The organism is Streptacidiphilus fuscans (genome assembly GCF_015690355.1).
Classification (GTDB): Bacteria; Actinomycetota; Actinomycetes; order Streptomycetales; family Streptomycetaceae; genus Streptacidiphilus; species Streptacidiphilus fuscans.
This window is the reverse complement of the sequence record NZ_JADPRT010000026.1, coordinates 18977-34738: the sequence shown is the minus strand read 5'-3', so window position 1 is coordinate 34738 and position 15762 is coordinate 18977. Positions and strand designations below refer to the sequence as shown.

11 protein-coding genes are annotated in these 15762 nt (G+C 71.7%); 9 read left to right on the top strand and 2 right to left on the bottom strand.

Annotated features, from left to right (window positions below):
- Positions 1-28 precede the first annotated feature (28 nt).
- The 6 genes from I2501_RS37755 (at position 29) to I2501_RS37730 (ending at position 9015) form a co-directional block, all read left to right on the top strand.
- A complete protein-coding gene (locus I2501_RS37755) occupies positions 29-1633 on the top strand; it encodes a pyridoxal phosphate-dependent decarboxylase family protein (protein ID WP_196198662.1) in 1605 nt (534 codons plus the stop codon).
- Entirely contained in the window at positions 1630-3585 is a 1956-nt protein-coding gene (locus I2501_RS37750; RefSeq protein WP_196198617.1) for an IucA/IucC family protein, read from the top strand. Before I2501_RS37755 ends, I2501_RS37750 begins: the two co-directional genes overlap by 4 nt.
- Entirely contained in the window at positions 3582-4265 is a 684-nt protein-coding gene (locus I2501_RS37745) for a GNAT family N-acetyltransferase (RefSeq protein WP_328806881.1), read from the top strand. Before I2501_RS37750 ends, I2501_RS37745 begins: the two co-directional genes overlap by 4 nt.
- A gap of 25 nt (positions 4266-4290) precedes the next feature.
- Positions 4291-5937 (top strand): lysine N(6)-hydroxylase/L-ornithine N(5)-oxygenase family protein, encoded by a 1647-nt coding sequence (locus tag I2501_RS37740; protein WP_328806880.1) that lies wholly within the window; start codon positions 4291-4293, stop codon positions 5935-5937.
- A 69-nt stretch (positions 5938-6006) separates the two neighbouring features.
- Positions 6007-6879, top strand: a complete 873-nt coding sequence (locus I2501_RS37735) for a carbon-nitrogen hydrolase family protein (RefSeq protein ID WP_196198616.1) — start codon at positions 6007-6009, stop codon at positions 6877-6879.
- 12 nt (positions 6880-6891) lie between these two features.
- Positions 6892-9015 (top strand): ATP-dependent DNA helicase, encoded by a 2124-nt coding sequence (locus I2501_RS37730; RefSeq protein WP_196198615.1) that lies wholly within the window; start codon positions 6892-6894, stop codon positions 9013-9015.
- 93 nt (positions 9016-9108) lie between these two features.
- Here I2501_RS37730 and lexA read toward each other — a convergent pair whose 3' ends face one another.
- Positions 9109-9942, bottom strand: coding sequence for a transcriptional repressor LexA (gene lexA, locus I2501_RS37725; RefSeq protein WP_328806879.1), 834 nt, complete (start codon positions 9940-9942; stop codon positions 9109-9111).
- Positions 9943-10445: 503 nt separating this feature from the next.
- Here lexA and nrdR point away from each other — a divergent pair.
- Together nrdR and I2501_RS37715 are read left to right on the top strand one after the other, a co-directional pair.
- Positions 10446-10910, top strand: coding sequence for a transcriptional regulator NrdR (gene nrdR, locus I2501_RS37720; protein ID WP_196198614.1), 465 nt, complete (start codon positions 10446-10448; stop codon positions 10908-10910).
- Between the two features lie 150 nt (positions 10911-11060).
- On the top strand, positions 11061-13997 hold the full coding sequence (locus I2501_RS37715; protein ID WP_196198613.1) for a vitamin B12-dependent ribonucleotide reductase: 2937 nt from the start codon (positions 11061-11063) through the stop codon (positions 13995-13997).
- A 72-nt stretch (positions 13998-14069) separates the two neighbouring features.
- Here I2501_RS37715 and I2501_RS37710 read toward each other — a convergent pair whose 3' ends face one another.
- Positions 14070-14924 (bottom strand): EamA family transporter, encoded by an 855-nt coding sequence (locus I2501_RS37710; protein ID WP_328806878.1) that lies wholly within the window; start codon positions 14922-14924, stop codon positions 14070-14072.
- Positions 14925-15353: 429 nt separating this feature from the next.
- On the opposite strand from I2501_RS37710, the gene I2501_RS37705 reads away from it, so the two are divergent.
- On the top strand, positions 15354-15737 hold the full coding sequence (locus I2501_RS37705) for a hypothetical protein (RefSeq protein WP_196198612.1): 384 nt from the start codon (positions 15354-15356) through the stop codon (positions 15735-15737).
- Positions 15738-15762 lie beyond the last annotated feature (25 nt).

The following is a 15762-nucleotide window of genomic DNA, read 5'->3' as shown; positions in this document are numbered from 1 at the left end:
CGTCTGCGGGCCGGAGGCGCTGGCGCCGATGCTGGCCGTGGCGCTCGGGGCGCTGCGCGAGGGCGCGGTCGCGCGGGGCGGCCCGCTGCCCGGGGGAGGGCCGGAGGGGGTTGCCGCGACGTTGCGCGAGCTCCTCGCCTCCGGTTCGCTGCTGCCGGACGAGGGCGACCCGGACGCGCTCGCCGTGCTGACCCGCGCCCTCGCCGCCACAGCGGCCGATCCCGCCGACCCTGCCTGCGCCGCCCACCTGCACGTTCCACCGCTCGCCGTCGCCGCCGTGGCCGATCTGGCCGCCGCCGCGTTGAATCCTTCCCTCGACTCGTGGGACCAGGCTCCCGGCGGGACCGAGATCGAGAACGCCGTGCTGCGGGTCCTCGCGGAGCTGGTCGGCTTCGAGCACGCGGGGGAGCCCGGCGGAGCCACGGGCGTCTTCACCACCGGCGGCACCGAGACCAATCTGATGGCGCTGATGCTCGCCAGGGACCACGTCCTGGCACGGGAGTTCGGCGTCGCCGACGGCGCCGGGATCCCGGCGGAGGCGGCCGGAAGGCTGCGTGTCCTCTGCTCCTCCGCCGCGCACTTCTCCGTCGCCCGAGCCGCGTCCGTACTGGGGCTCGGAGCTCAGGCGGTCGTCCCGGTGGAGACCTCCGACGACGGATCGCTCGATCCACGGCTGCTGGACTGGACGCTCGCCGACGTCCGCACCGCAGGTCTGGTGCCGTGCTGTGTCGTGGCCACCGCCGGGACGACCGATCGCGGGGCGATCGACCCACTGCGCGCGGTCGCCGCGGTGACGGGCCGTCACGGCGTCCCGTTGCACGTCGACGCCGCTTACGGGGGTGGCGCGCTCTTCTCGCGTCGGCTGGCGCCGCTGCTCGACGGGCTGGCGCTGGCCGACACCGTCGGGCTCGACCTGCACAAGCTCGGCTGGCAGCCGGTGGCGGCGGGCGTGCTGCTCGCGCGCCGGGCCGACCTGCTGACGCCGCTTGCGCAGCGCGTCGCCTACCTCAACCCGGCCGACGACGAGGAGGCCGGATACACGTCCCTGCTCGGCCGTTCGTTGCGGACGACCCGGCGGCCGGACGCCTTCAAGGTGGCAGTCACCTTGCGGACACTCGGGCGCTCCGGGCTCGGCGCGCTCGTTGACTGCTGCCATGCGCTGGCCTGCCACGCCGCCGCCGCGATCGCCGCGCACCCACGGCTGGAACTGCTTGCGGAGCCACGGCTCACCACCGTGCTCTTCCGCTACCTGCCCGAGCGCGAAGTCGATCCAGGCGCTGGGGGCGCTGGGGGCGCTGGGGACGTCGTGGGCGTCGTGGGCGTCCTGGAGGAGGCGAACGCCGTCAACGCGGAGTTGCGGCGTCGCCTGCTGGCCGAGGGCCGGGCGGTCGTCGGGCGCACCGAACTGCCCGGCCCGGGGGGCTCTGCCGCTCCGACGGTCGTACTCAAGCTCACCCTGTTGAACCCGCACACCACCGAGGCGGATCTGGACCGCCTGATCGCTCATGTCGTCGCGGCGGGGACGTCGACGGAGCGAGAACGCGACACCCGCGCTGCCGAGCGTGGTGCCGCCCAGCCGGAAGCCGCCCAGTCCGGTGGCGATCCCCGTCACTCCCAGGAGAACCGCGCGTGACCACCGTCCCCGCACAGCAGCACCCCGTCTCACCTGCCAATTCGCCTGCGGAGTCGGAGGATCCGCTGCTGCATCCGGACCCGGCCGCCGTCGCCGACGCCGCCGCTGTCGAGAACCTGCTGCGCTGCTGGGCCCGGGAGCAGGGCGTGGCCGTGCCCGCCGCCTCCGAGGTGCTCGAAGTGCCGCTGGTCGACGGCCTGGTGTTGCGTGCACCGGTCCGCTACCGCTCCGCGTCCGGCTGGCACCGCTTCGGTCCGGCCGAGCTGCGCCCCGTGTCGGGCGAGTCGGCGGGACGACCGGCGGATGCGGTCACCGTCGCGGCCCTGCTCGCCCGGACCGCCGCCGCGCAGGCCGACGTCGAGGCCACTGCTGTCACCGCCGCTGCGTCCGCCGTGCAGGCGGCGGTCCAGGTCGCCGACCTGGCGGGGCGGGTCGCGGACTCGGTCCGCCGCGTCACCGGGTTCGTGGCGGCGCGCCGGGCAGCCGCGGAGCCGGGGACTGCGGCGACGCCGTTCCTCCGCTCCGAGCAGGCGCTGCTGCTGGGGCACCCGTTCCATCCGACGCCGAAGAGCCGCGAGGGCGTGGGTGACGCGGAGGGCGTCGCGTACGCGCCGGAGCTGCGCGGCGCACTGCGGCTGCACTGGTTCGCTGTGGCACGGGAGTTGGTGGCTGCCGCCGAGGGTACCGCTCCGTCGGGCTGCGGCGACGTGCGGTTCGGTGTGGACGGCATCGGCCGGATCATGTCCGGCCTGCGCGGCGACGACGCGCCGCAGCACCCCGACGGGACCGTGCTGCTGCCCGTGCACCCGTGGCAGGCACGGGAGCTGACGAATCGGCCTGCCGTCCGCGCCCTGATCGACGCCGGTCGCGTCCACGACCTGGGCGCGGCCGGTGGCCTGTGGCACCCGACCTCCTCGGTCCGCACGGTCTACCAGCCCGGTACGCCCTGGATGCTCAAGCTCTCGCTCGGGCTCCGGATCACCAACTCCCGCCGGGAGAACCTCCGCAAGGAACTCCTGCGCGGCGCCGAGGTGCACCGGCTGCTGGAGTCCGGCCTCGGCGCCGAGTGGCGTGCCGAGCACCCCGGCTTCGACATCGTCCGTGATCCCGCCTGGATCGGCGTCGACCTGCCGGGAGACGCCGCCGCCACGTCGGCGGACGAGACCGCCTCGGGCTTCGACACCGTGCTGCGGCAGAGCCCGTTCACCGCGCGTGACCGGGTGCACTGCCTTGCCGGGCTCGTCGCGGAGCGCCCCTGGGCGGGCGGCGAGGCGTCCTACCTGGCGGAGGTGGTCCACCGGCTGGCCACGCGCAGCGGACGACCCGCCGTGACCGTCGCCGCCGAGTGGTTCCTGCGCTACCTCGACGCCGTGGCACTCCCACTGCTCTGGCTCGACGGCCGTGCCGGGATCGCGCTGGAGGCACACCAGCAGAACACCCTGGTCGTGCTGGACGAGGACGGCTGGCCGGTCGGCGGCCGGTACCGCGACAACCAGGGCTACTACTTCCGGGACTCCCACGCCGACGCTCTGGAGGGCCGCCTCCCGGGCATCGGACGTGCCAGCGACACCTTCGTGCCGGACCAGGTGGCCGACGAGCGCTTCGCCTACTACTTGGGGATCAACCACCTCCTGGGCCTGGTCGGTGCGTTCGGCTCACAGCAGCTCGCGGACGAGCGGCTGCTGCTGGCCGCCCTTCGGGGCTTTCTGGCCGGGCCGGGGCGGGCGACCGGCTCCCGCCTGCCGGAGCGGCTCCTCGACAGCGGGACGCTGCGCTGCAAGGCCAACCTGCTCACCCGGCTGCACGGTATGGACGAGCTGGTCGGGCCGGTGGAGACGCAGTCGGTGTACGTCGACTTCGCCAATCCCCTTGTAGCAGCGCCGCAGGGGGGTGGCGCAAAGCCACCCGCGACTCCGGCGCCAGCGTTCGCCATGGCGGGGGCCGAGGCGTGAGCCGGCGTCACCTCCCGGACGGCCCGCAGGGACGGGCTGCTCTCGCGCCGGGGGGTGGGCGGCCCGACGTGCCCGCGCAGTCCCGACCGGTGCCCTCGCGCCCCCGCAGCGCGGCGCGCCCCGCCGACCTGCTGGACGGCGTCGCCCGCTGGGGGACCATGTACACCGTCTTCGGCGAGTTCCGGCTGCAGCCCGTGCAACTGGCCCGTGATCTGGACCTGTTGGTCGAGTGGATGAACGACCCCGTGGTCTCCGCCTTCTGGGAGCTTTCCGGCTCGGCCGGGATGACCGAGCACCATGTCCGCGCCCAGCTCGACGGCGACGGTCGCAGCGTCCCCTGCCTCGGCCTGCTCGACGGCACGCCGATGAGCTACTGGGAGGTCTACCGGGCCGACCTCGACCCCCTGGCCCGGCACTACCCGGCACGTCCGCATGACACCGGACTCCACGTCCTGATCGGGCCGCCCGCGTCCCGGGGCCGAGGCCTGGGCGGGACGCTGATCGGCGCCCTGGCGCGCCGGGCCCTGCGCCAACGCCAGGAAGCGCGCCGCGTGGTGGCCGAACCTGACGTCCGCAACCTCCCCTCCGTCCGTGCCTTCCTCCGGGCCGGGTTCCGCTACGACTCGGAGCTCGTCCTCCCGGAGAAGCACGCCGCACTGATGCTCTACGAGCGCGGCTGAACCCCTCCCCACACCGGAAAGCACCGTGTCCTTGGAACCCTCGACGACGTCGGACCGTGCGCCCGACTTCCGCACGCCGCACCTGGGCGTGCCCCGCTCCCACGACAGCACCGTCCACGACAGCACCACGCACCCCCGCTCCGCTCCCCACGGCTCTGCCCGGCAACCCGACCCCGCCGCGAACCACCCCGATCCGCCCTACGACCTCGTCGGAGTGGGCCTCGGCCCGTTCAATCTCTCCCTGGCCGCACTCGCCGACGGCGTGGACGGCCTGCGCTCCGTCTTCCTCGACGCCAAACCGGAGTTCAGCTGGCACCCCGGCCTGCTGATCGACGGCGCCAGGATGCAGGTGCCGTTCCTGGCCGACCTGGTCTCGCTGGTCGACCCGACCAGCCCGTGGTCCTTCCTCGCCTATCTGCGCGAGCAGGACCGGCTGTTCCCGTTCTACTTCTCCGAGCAGTGGCACCTGACCCGGCGTGAGTACCAGGACTACTGCCACTGGGCGGCGTCCGCGCTGCCCAACTGCCGCTTCGACAGCCCCGTCGAGGCCGTGCGCTGGGACGGGCGCCGGCGCCTCTTCCACGTCGAGATCCCCGGCCAACCGCCGCTGCTGGCCCGCAATCTGGTGCTCGGCGTCGGCACCGAACCGGTGGTGCCCGCCGCGTTCACCGCTCTCCTGGACGAAGGCGGCCCCGTCCTCCACTCCGAGGACTACCTCGTCTCGCCTCACTCACCGGGAACGCTAGCCGACCCCACTGACAACTTCTCCGACATCACCGTCGTCGGCTCCGGCCAGTCGGGAGCCGAGGTCTTCCTCGACCTGCTCCGCCGGCGGGGGAGCAGCACCGGACCACGGCTGCGCTGGATCACCCGCAGCGCCGCCCTGGCGCCGATGGAGTACTCCAAGCTCGGCCTGGAGCACTTCACCCCGGACTACACGCGCTACTTCCACGGCCTGCCCGGGACCGTCCGCGACACCCTGGTGCCCAGCCAGTGGCAGCTCTACAAGGCGGCCAGCGCCGAGACTTTGGCTGCCGTCCACGACGCGCTCTACGACCGCACGACGGGCGGAGTCACCCCGGACGTGGAGATCGTGCCCGGCACCGAGATCCACTCGGCCCGGAGCGGCCCCTGCGGCGGCCTGGAGCTGCGCTGCGCGCACGCCCAGTCCGGTGCGGACTACACGGTGCGCACGGACGTGGCCGTGCTGGCGACCGGCTACGCGGCCCGCCGGCCCGCACTGCTCGACCCCCTGCTCGACCTGATCGACTGGGACGACCAGGACCGCTACCGCGTGGACCTCAACCACCGCGTGGAACTGCGACCGGATGTCACCGCGGGGCTGTACGTGCAGAACGCCGAACTGCACACGCACGGCGTCGGCACGCCCGATCTCGGCCTCGGCGCGCACCGGGCCGCTGTCATCCTCAACGCCGTCTGCGCGGACCGGTTGGGACGCTCCGTCCACCGCCTGCCCACACGCACCGCGTGGACCACCTTCGGCCGCCCGCGCAGCGCCGACCCCGTATCGGACCCCGGCATCCTGCACCCCGACGGCCCGCACCCCGACGACCTTCACCCAGACGGCCAGGACCCTGACGCGCGGGATCGGCCGGCCGAACACCGCCACCACGAGCCCGAAGGGCACCACCCGCTCCCCGCGCGAACCTGACGCGGTTGACAGCTCCAAAACCCCAGTTCACCCCTCACACCCCCTGTTCGGACCGCTACGCTCCCGGCTATGGACGACCTCCACGCGACACCGGAAGCGCCGGCGACACCGACGGAAACGCTCACCCTCGCCGCAGGCCAGGCCGCCTGCGTGCCGCTGGACCTGGCCGCCAACGCGGCGACCGCCGCCGACCTGGTCCGCCGCGCCGCCGACCGCGGCGCGGACCTGTTGCACCTGCCCGAGCTGTTCCTCACCGGCTACGAACTGTCGGGCATCGTCGCCGATCCGGCGCACCACACCACCGGCGCAGACGACCCGCGTCTCGACCCCCTGCGCGAGGCCTGCGCCACCCATCGCACCGCCCTCGTCGTCGGCGCGCCCACCCGCACCGACGACGGCGCGCTGCACATCTCCGCGCTCGCTTTCGACCGTGACGGCAAGCTAGCAGCCACCTATGACAAGCAGCATGCGACGCCGGGCGAGCGCGCCACCGGCATCGCCCCCGGCGCGGCCGGCTGCACGCTGCTGCTGGACGGCTGGCGGCTCGGGATCAGCATCTGCTGGGACTCGTCCTTCTCCGAGCACGCCCGTGCCGCCGCTCTGGACGGCTGCCACGTCTACCTCAACGGCTCGATGTTCAGCGCCGAGTTCGTCGCGAAGTCGAACACCTTCCTGCTCCCGGCCCGGGCGCTGGACAACACCGTCTACGTCTCGCTGGCCAACCACAGCGGGCCGAGCGGCGGCTACCTCGGCGGCGGCCACAGCGCGGTCTGGGGACCGCAGGGCGAACTCCTGGACGACGCGGGTGAGGCCGACCCCGGGCTGGCCGTGGCCGTCCTGGACCCGGCCGCGCTCCTGGCGGCGCGCGAGGAGGAACCCGTGCTGGTGGATCCGTCGCTGAGCGCGCCCGTCCGGCCCAGGATTGTCAGTGGTGCCCTCTAGGCTGGTTGCGCCATGAGTGACGACATCCTCGAGCCCAGCGCGGCCGACACCAGCGACTCCCCATCGGCCGACCCTGCTGCGGCTGACCCCGCAGCGGCCGACCCAGCAGCGTCGGGCTCACCAGGGGTCGAGCCCTCGCGTGTGCGCGAGCTGCTGCACGCCGCCGTCGAGGCCGTCGGCGGCGTCGAGCGCGAGGGCCAGGTGGCGATGGCGGAGGCCGTCGCCGCCGCGGTCGAGAACGGCGAGCAACTGCTCGTCCAGGCCGGCACGGGCACCGGAAAGTCGCTCGCGTACCTGGTCCCGGCCCTGGGCCATGGGGACAAGGTCGTCGTCGCCACGGCCACCCTGGCGCTCCAGCGCCAGCTGGTCGAGCGCGACCTGCCGCGCACCGTGGACGCGCTGCACCCGCTGCTGCGCCGCCGTCCGCTCTTCGCCATGCTCAAGGGCCGATCCAACTACCTCTGTCTGCACCGCGCCCACGAGGGCGCGCCGAGCGACGACGAGGACGGCCTGTTCGACCCGGCCGAGGCCCTCGGCGGTCCCAGCAGCAAGCTGGGCAAGGACATCATGCGGCTGCGCGACTGGGCGGACGAGACCGAGACGGGCGACCGCGACGACCTCTCACCCGGCGTCTCCGACAAGGCCTGGGCGCAGCTGTCGGTGAGCTCCCGGGAGTGCCTGGGCGCCACCAAGTGCCCCTACGGCGGCGAGTGCTTCGCCGAGAAGGCGCGCGAGCGCGCCAAGCTCGCCGACGTGGTGGTCACCAACCACGCCCTGTTGGCCATCGACTCGCTGGAGGGCGCGCCCGTCCTGCCCGAGCACGGTCTGCTGATCGTCGACGAGGCGCACGAGCTGGTCTCCCGGGTCACCGGCATCGCCACCGCCGAGCTCACCACCACGGCCGTGAACCGCGCGGTCAAGCGGGCCGCCAAGCTCGCCAACGAGAAGGCCGTCGACAAGCTCCAGGCCGCCGCCGAGAACTACCACGGCCTGATGGAGCTCGTCGACGGCGGCCGGGTCGAGGAGCTCCCGGAGAACCTCCACTACGCCGTCGACGCGATCCGCGAGGCCTGCCGCGAGGTGATCACCTCCCTCGGCGAGGTCCGGGACAAGGGCCTCACCGACGAGGACGCCGTGCGCAAGCAGGCGATGGCCTCGCTGGAGAACATCCACGACACCACCGACCGCCTGCTCGAAGGCAGCGTCTACGACGTCATCTGGATCGACCGGAACGACCGGTTCCTGGCCGCCCCGGCCTCCCTGCGGGTCGCGCCGCTCAGCGTCTCCGGGCTGCTGCGGGAGAACCTCTACACCGAGCGCTCGGTCGTGCTCACCTCGGCCACGCTCAAGCTGGGCGGTGACTTCACCGGTGTGGCGGCCTCGTTGGGGCTCTCCAGCACCGGCCGGGACGACGTGGGCGAGACGCTCGACGCGTCCGACACCGTGCCGGTCTGGCGCGGGCTGGACGTGGGCTCGCCGTTCGACTACCCGAAGCAGGGCATCCTCTACGTCGCCCGTCATCTGCCGCCTCCGGGACGGGATCCGGAGCGTCCGGAGATGCTGGACGAGCTGGCCGAGCTGATCCAGGCGGCCGGTGGGCGGACGCTGGGCCTGTTCTCCTCGATGCGCGCCGCCCAGGCCGCGGCCGAGGCGCTGCGGGAGCGGGTGCCGGGGCAGATCCTGCTCCAGGGCGAGGACACGCTGGGCGAGCTGATCAAGAACTTCGCCGCGGACGCGGAGTCGTGTCTCTTCGGCACGCTCTCGCTCTGGCAGGGCGTGGATGTGCCAGGTTCGGCCTGTCAGTTGGTGGTGATGGACCGGATCCCGTTCCCGCGCCCCGACGACCCGCTGATGAGCGCTCGCCAGAAGGCCGTCGAGGAGCACGGCGGCAACGGCTTCATGGCCGTCGCGGCGACGCACGCGGCGCTGCTGATGGCTCAGGGCGCCGGTCGTCTGGTGCGTTCGGCGGAGGACCGCGGCGTGGTCGCGGTGCTGGACTCGCGGTTGGCGACGGCTCGTTACGGCGGATTCTTCCGCTCCTCGATGCCGGACTTCTGGTACACCACCGACCGCAATCAGGTGCGCCGTTCCCTGGCCGCCATCGACGCCTCCGCGGCCCCGGTCCGGAAACGCTGAATTCGCCCTCGGGGTGGACCACTGAAAACACGTCAGGGTGTCAGGAGCGGAAGGCTCCTGACACCCTGACGCGGTGTTACTCGTGGCTTCGGTTCAGAGGCGGCGGAGCACCGCGACGACCTTGCCGAGAATGGTGGCGCTGTCACCCGGAATGGGCTCGTACGCCGAGTTGTGCGGCATCAGCCAGATATGTCCGTCCTCGCGCTTGAGGCGCTTCACGGTGGCCTCGCCGTCGATCATCGCGGCGACGATGTCGCCGTTCTCGGCGACGGGCTGACGGCGGACGGTGACCCAGTCGCCGTCGCAGATGGCGGCGTCGATCATCGAGTCGCCGCTGACCTTCAGCACGAAGAGCTCACCGTCGCCGACGAGTTGACGCGGCAGCGGGAAGACGTCCTCGACCGACTGCTCGGCCAGGATGGGCCCACCGGCGGCGATCCGGCCGACCAGCGGGACGTAGGAGGTGGCCGGGCGACCGCTGTTGGACTCGGGCGCCGGGCGTGCGACCTCCATGCCACGGACCTCGTAGGCGCGCGGCCGGTGCGGGTCGCGGCGCAGGAAGCCCTTGCGCTCCAGGGCCATCAGCTGGTGGGCGACCGAGGAGGTGCTGGAGAGGCCGACGGCCTGACCGATCTCCCGCATGCTCGGCGGGTAACCCCGGCGCTGCACGGAATCCCTGATGACCTCGATGACCCGGCGCTGACGCTCGGTGAGACCGGCCTCGTCGGTGCGCACACCGGGAGGTCGACCGGCGAGCGAGCGGACCGGGCTTTCTGGAATATCCAAGGAGTGCCCCGTTGACTGCGTTACGGAAGGGGCGCCGGCCTGGTCCGGAACGAGCCCGGAAGCAAGCTTTCGCGAATCTTCCTGACTGGCGAACTGGGAGCGTTCCTGCACCGGGACGGTGCTGCTCTCGGCGATGGTCACGGCGGCCCCTCTCTGCGCTACCTGCTGACGTTCTCCCTTGAATAGGCCAACGGTAGGTCCTATCGAAAGGTTGCGCCAAACACACGTTCGAGTGAATTATTCCTGGAAACCCTGACCTGATCAAGGTTCCGGGTGTATTCCAACCCGTCCATGCGATCGCTTGTTCGAGTGGAATCCTCTCACGGATCGCCGTCGTACGACTGCCCAATGCGCCCGAAAGCGCCCCTCCCCGAGCGCCCGCAGCCGTCCGGGTGAGCCCCGCGTCGGGCCTCTCCGGACTGACCTGCGCCGATCGCGAAGCGTGATCCGAAGGACACGACACGCGGTCCCGGATAGGCGCGCCGCGCACCAGATCTAGTGGTTACATTGGTGCCCGCAGCCCACAAGTTGTGGTCCCGTCAGCGGGGGCGTGGTCTCACGCACCCCTGCGGATCGCCTAGACTGACGGCTGCCTCGGAGCAAGAGCGACGCGCAGACACGACAAAACGGGAGGGGAGCGGGACATGTACTGCCCCTTCTGTCGACACGCGGACAGCCGAGTGGTGGACTCCCGCACCACCGACGACGGCAGCTCGATCCGCCGCAGGCGCCAGTGCCCCGAGTGCAACCGCCGGTTCACCACGGTGGAGACCGCCGCCTTGATGGTGGTGAAGCGCAGCGGGGTCACCGAGCCCTTCAGCCGCGACAAGGTGATCTCCGGAGTGCGGAAGGCCTGCCAGGGCCGACCGGTCACCGAGGACGCCCTCGCCCAGCTCGGCCAGCGCGTCGAGGAGGCAGTGCGCTCCACCGGGAGCGCCGAGCTGTCCGCCCACGACGTCGGCCTGGCCATACTGGGCCCGCTCAGGGAGCTGGACGTCGTGGCCTACCTGCGCTTCGCCTCGGTGTACCGGGCTTACGACTCGCTCGAAGACTTCGAAGCCGCGATCGCGGAACTCCGCGCCGACCGGCCCCCCGCGCCCACGCCCTGAGACCCTCGGCGCCTTTCGAGGCGTGCGCGCCCACCCTCAGCACGACTTTCAGCACCACGTTGAGCAACACGTTGAGCACCACATATGAACCAGCAGGCGACCCCGGGAAGCAGCGGGGCGCTCAGGGCGTTTGCCCAGGAGGAGGCGGCAATGACTGATACGACCAGCGGCTCCCGTACCGGTAAGGGCGGCACGGCCAAGGGCAAGGCCGGCGCCAAGGCGGGCGCGGGGCTGCGTATCGAGCGCATCTACACCACCCCGGGCGTCCATCCGTACGACGAGGTCACCTGGGAGCGTCGTGACGTCGTCATGACCAACTGGCGTGACGGCTCGATCAACTTCGAGCAGCGCGGCGTCGAGTTCCCCGACTTCTGGTCGGTCAACGCCGTCAACATCGTCACCAGCAAGTACTTCCGCGGCGCGCTCGGCACCCCCCAGCGCGAGTGGAGCCTCAAGCAGATCATCGACCGCGTGGTGAAGACCTACCGCGCCGCCGGTGAGAAGAACGGTTACTTCGCCTCCGTCGCCGACGCCGAGGTCTTCGAGCACGAGCTGACCTACGCCCTCCTCCACCAGGTCTTCTCGTTCAACTCGCCGGTCTGGTTCAACGTCGGCACCACCCAGCCCCAGCAGGTCAGCGCCTGCTTCATCCTGGCCGTCGACGACTCCATGGAGTCCATCCTCGACTGGTACAAGGAAGAGGGCATGATCTTCAAGGGCGGCTCCGGCGCCGGCCTGAACCTCTCCCGGATCCGCTCCTCCAAGGAGCTGCTCTCCTCCGGCGGCAACGCCTCCGGCCCGGTCTCCTTCATGCGCGGCGCGGACGCCTCCGCCGGAACGATCAAGTCCGGTGGCGCCACCCGTCGCGCCGCCAAGATGGTCGTGCTCGACGTGGACCACCCGGACGTCGAGGCCTTCATCGAGACCAAGGTGAAGGAGGAGGAGAAGATCCGCGCCCTGCGCGACGCGGGCTTCGACATGGACCTGGGCGGCGACGACATCACGTCGGTGCAATACCAGAACGCCAACAACTCGGTCCGCGTCTCCGACGAGTTCATGACCGCCGTGGAGAAGGGCGAGCAGTTCGGCCTGCGCTCCCGCCTGAACGGCGAGGTCATCGAGTCCGTCGACGCCAAGGGCCTGTTCCGCAAGATGGCCGAGGCCGCGTGGGCCTGCGCCGACCCGGGCATCCAGTACGACTCGATCATCAACCACTGGCACACCTGCCCCGAGTCCGGCCGCATCAACGCGTCCAACCCCTGCTCGGAGTACATGCACCTGGACAACTCCAGCTGCAACCTCGCCTCGCTGAACCTGATGAAGTTCCTGCGCGACGACGACAGCTTCGACGCGGTGACCTTCGCCAAGGTCGTCGAGCTCGTCATCACCGCGATGGACATCTCCATCTGCTTCGCCGACTTCCCGACCGAGAAGATCGGCGAGACCACCCGCGCCTTCCGCCAGCTGGGCATCGGCTACGCCAACCTGGGCGCGCTGCTGATGGCCACCGGCCACGCCTACGACTCCGAGGGCGGCCGCGCGCTCGCCGGCGCCATCTCCTCGCTGATGACCGGCACCGCGTACAAGCGTTCCGCCGAGCTGGCCGGCATCGTCGGCCCGTACGACGGCTACGCCCGCAACGCCGAGCCCCACCAGCGGGTCATGCGTCAGCACGCGGACGCCAACGACGCCGCCACGCGCATGGACGACCTGGACACCCCGGTCTGGGCCGCGGCCACCGAGGCCTGGCAGGACGTCGTCCGGATCGGCGCGCAGAACGGATTCCGCAACGCGCAGGCGTCCGTGCTGGCCCCGACCGGCACCATCGGCCTGATGATGGACTGCGACACCACCGGCGTCGAGCCCGACCTGGCCCTGGTCAAGTTCAAGAAGCTGGTCGGCGGCGGCTCGATGCAGATCGTCAACGGCACCGTGCCGCGCGCGCTCAAGCGTCTCGGCTACCAGGACGAGCAGGTCGAGGCGGTCGTCGCCCACATCGCCGAGCACGGCAACGTGGTGGACGCCCCCGGTCTGAAGCCGGCCCACTACGAGGTCTTCGACTGCGCCATGGGCGAGCGCTCCATCTCCCCGATGGGCCACGTCCGGATGATGTCCGCGATCCAGCCGTGGATCTCCGGCGCCATCTCCAAGACCGTCAACATGCCGGAGAGCGCGACGGTCGAGGAGGTCGAGGAGATCTACTTCGAGGCCTGGAAGCTCGGCGTCAAGGCGCTCGCGATCTACCGCGACAACTGCAAGGTCGGTCAGCCGCTGTCGGCCAAGACCAAGGACACCAAGTCCCCCGAGGCCGCTGCGGCCACCCCGTCGGCCGCGCCGGCCGTCGCGACCGAGAAGGTCGTCGAGTACCGCCCGGTCCGCAAGCGTCTGCCGAAGGGCCGTCCCGGCATCACCACCTCCTTCACGGTGGGCGGCGCCGAGGGCTACATGACCGCCAACTCCTACCCGGACGACGGTCTGGGCGAGGTCTTCCTGAAGATGTCCAAGCAGGGTTCGACCCTCGCGGGCATGATGGACGCCTTCTCCATCGCCGTCTCGGTCGGCCTGCAGTACGGCGTGCCGCTGGAGACCTACGTCTCGAAGTTCACCAACATGCGCTTCGAGCCGGCCGGTCTGACCGACGACCCGGACGTGCGGATGGCGCAGTCGATCGTCGACTACATCTTCCGCCGCCTCGCGCTGGACTTCCTGCCGTTCGAGACCCGCTCCGCGCTCGGCATCCACTCCGTCGAGGAGCGTCAGCGCCACCTGGAGACGGGCTCCTACGAGCCCATCGACGGCGAGGACTCCGAGCTGATCGACGTCGAGGGCCTGGCCCAGTCCGCGCCCCGTTCGGTGGTCGCGCCGGCGGCTCCGGCCGTCCCGGTCGTGATCGAGGCTTCGACGCCTGCGGCGTCGGCTCCGGCGGCTGTCCCGGCCGCGTCCGCGCACAACACGGCCGAGCTGCTGGAGATCCAGCAGGGCATCAACTCCGACGCCCCGCTCTGCTTCTCCTGCGGCACCAAGATGCGCCGCGCGGGCAGCTGCTACGTCTGCGAGGGCTGCGGCTCGACCAGCGGCTGCAGCTGAGCCTGAGCAGTGAACAGGACCCCGGAGGGGGTGTCGACCTCGGTCGGCGCCCCCTCCGGGGCTTTCCAGGGCCTAGTTCCGCCGCCGGACCGGGACGGTGAGGAAGGCCAACGCGGCAGCGAGGACGGCGAGTCCGCACCACGAGGCGACGGGCAGCCGCTCGCCGAGCGCCGCGACGCCCAGGACGGCGGCGACCGCGGGCTCGGCCAGCGTCAGTGTGGTCGCGACCTGCGCGGAGGTGTGCCGCAGGCCGAGCCCGAAGAGGCGGTAAGCGAGGAACGTCGTGACGACGCCGAGGTGCAGGACCACCGCGAGGCCGCGCGGGTCGAGCAGCCACCGCTCGTCGCTCAGCAGCAGCACGGGCAGCACCAGCACCGCCGCACCGCCGAACATCGCGCCCATGACGCCGTCCGAGGCGTGCCCCGCCCCGATCAGGGTGCCGCCGATCAGCGAGTAGGCGGCGTAGGAGAAGCCGGAGACCGCCGCGAGCAGCACGCCGAGCGGGTTCACGGCGGCTGATCCGCCGGTGAGTTGGGGGCCGAGGACCAGCAAGGCACAGCCGAGTACGGCGATCACGGTGGCCCAGGCCCAGCGTGCGGTCGGCCGGGCCTGTCGGGACAGCCAGGCCAGCAGCCCCGCGAAGACGGGTGCGCTGCCCAGGGCGATCACCGTGGCCACCGCAACTCCCGTGCGCGCCACGGCCGGATAGAAGCTGAGCGGGTATCCGGTGACGGCGACCGCGCCCATGGCCAGCAGCCGTCGCTCGCGCGCCGTGCAGGTCCGGGGCAGGACCCGCGCCGCGCGGCTCGAGAAGAAGAGCAGCAGGCCGCCGAGCGTCAGTGCCGCCGCCCCGATCGCGGCCGGGCCGGCGCCCTTGGGTGCGAGCGAACTCGCCGTTCCGGTCGTGCCCCAGAGCAGCGCCGTCACGAGGATGGGGACCGGCCCGCTCAGCCGTCGGGCGAAGCTGCCGCGCGCCGACGCTGTGGATGTAGGTGTCGGTGTCGGCGTGACCGGTGATGTCGCGGCCGTCGGCGTCGAGGAAGACGAAGAGGATGTGGCAGGGGTGTGGTTCGGCACGGTGGTGAACTTCCGTCGTCGATTCCGTCGTGGGAACGTGCTGCACAACGGGCGCACGACGCGTGCCCCTGGCGGCCCTTGGGGCGGCCGGGGTCACGGGCAGGCTGTCAGCGTCTGCGCCCGGTCAGGCGCGGAGCGGTGGCAGCGCGACGTGCCAGAAGGAGTCCACGTGCTCGATGCTAGCGGTCGTTCGAACGCGAGGGGTGGCCGATCAGTGAAGGCTGGCCGACTAGATCATCTTTATTGCACGGGGTCGGCGCTGCTCACTAGGGTGCGCGGGTGACCGGAGATCACCAGGGGAGTGGGGACGAGCTCTGGGACGAGTTCGTCCGGGAGATCGAAAAGGGCGGGGCGATCCACGAGCCGAGCGCCGCGGAGCGTCTGGCCGTCGACGAGGCCATGCCGTCGCGGCGTCGGTACTGGGCCCCGATCGCGGCCCTGTGCGTCGCGGTTGTCGTCGCGGGGATCGGCTACGCGGTCGGGCCGGGCGGGCAGAGCGGCACCCCGCCTCGACCGAGCGTGTCCGCGTCGGTGTCTGGGTCGGCATCCGCACCCGCGTCGGCATCGGCATCCGCATCGGCGAGTCCGTCGGTGTCTTCGGCCGGTCCCTCGGCCACCGGGCGCTCGGTGCCGACCCGACCGACCACGGGATCGAGTCCCTGACGCCGCCGCCCGGTTCGACTGACGG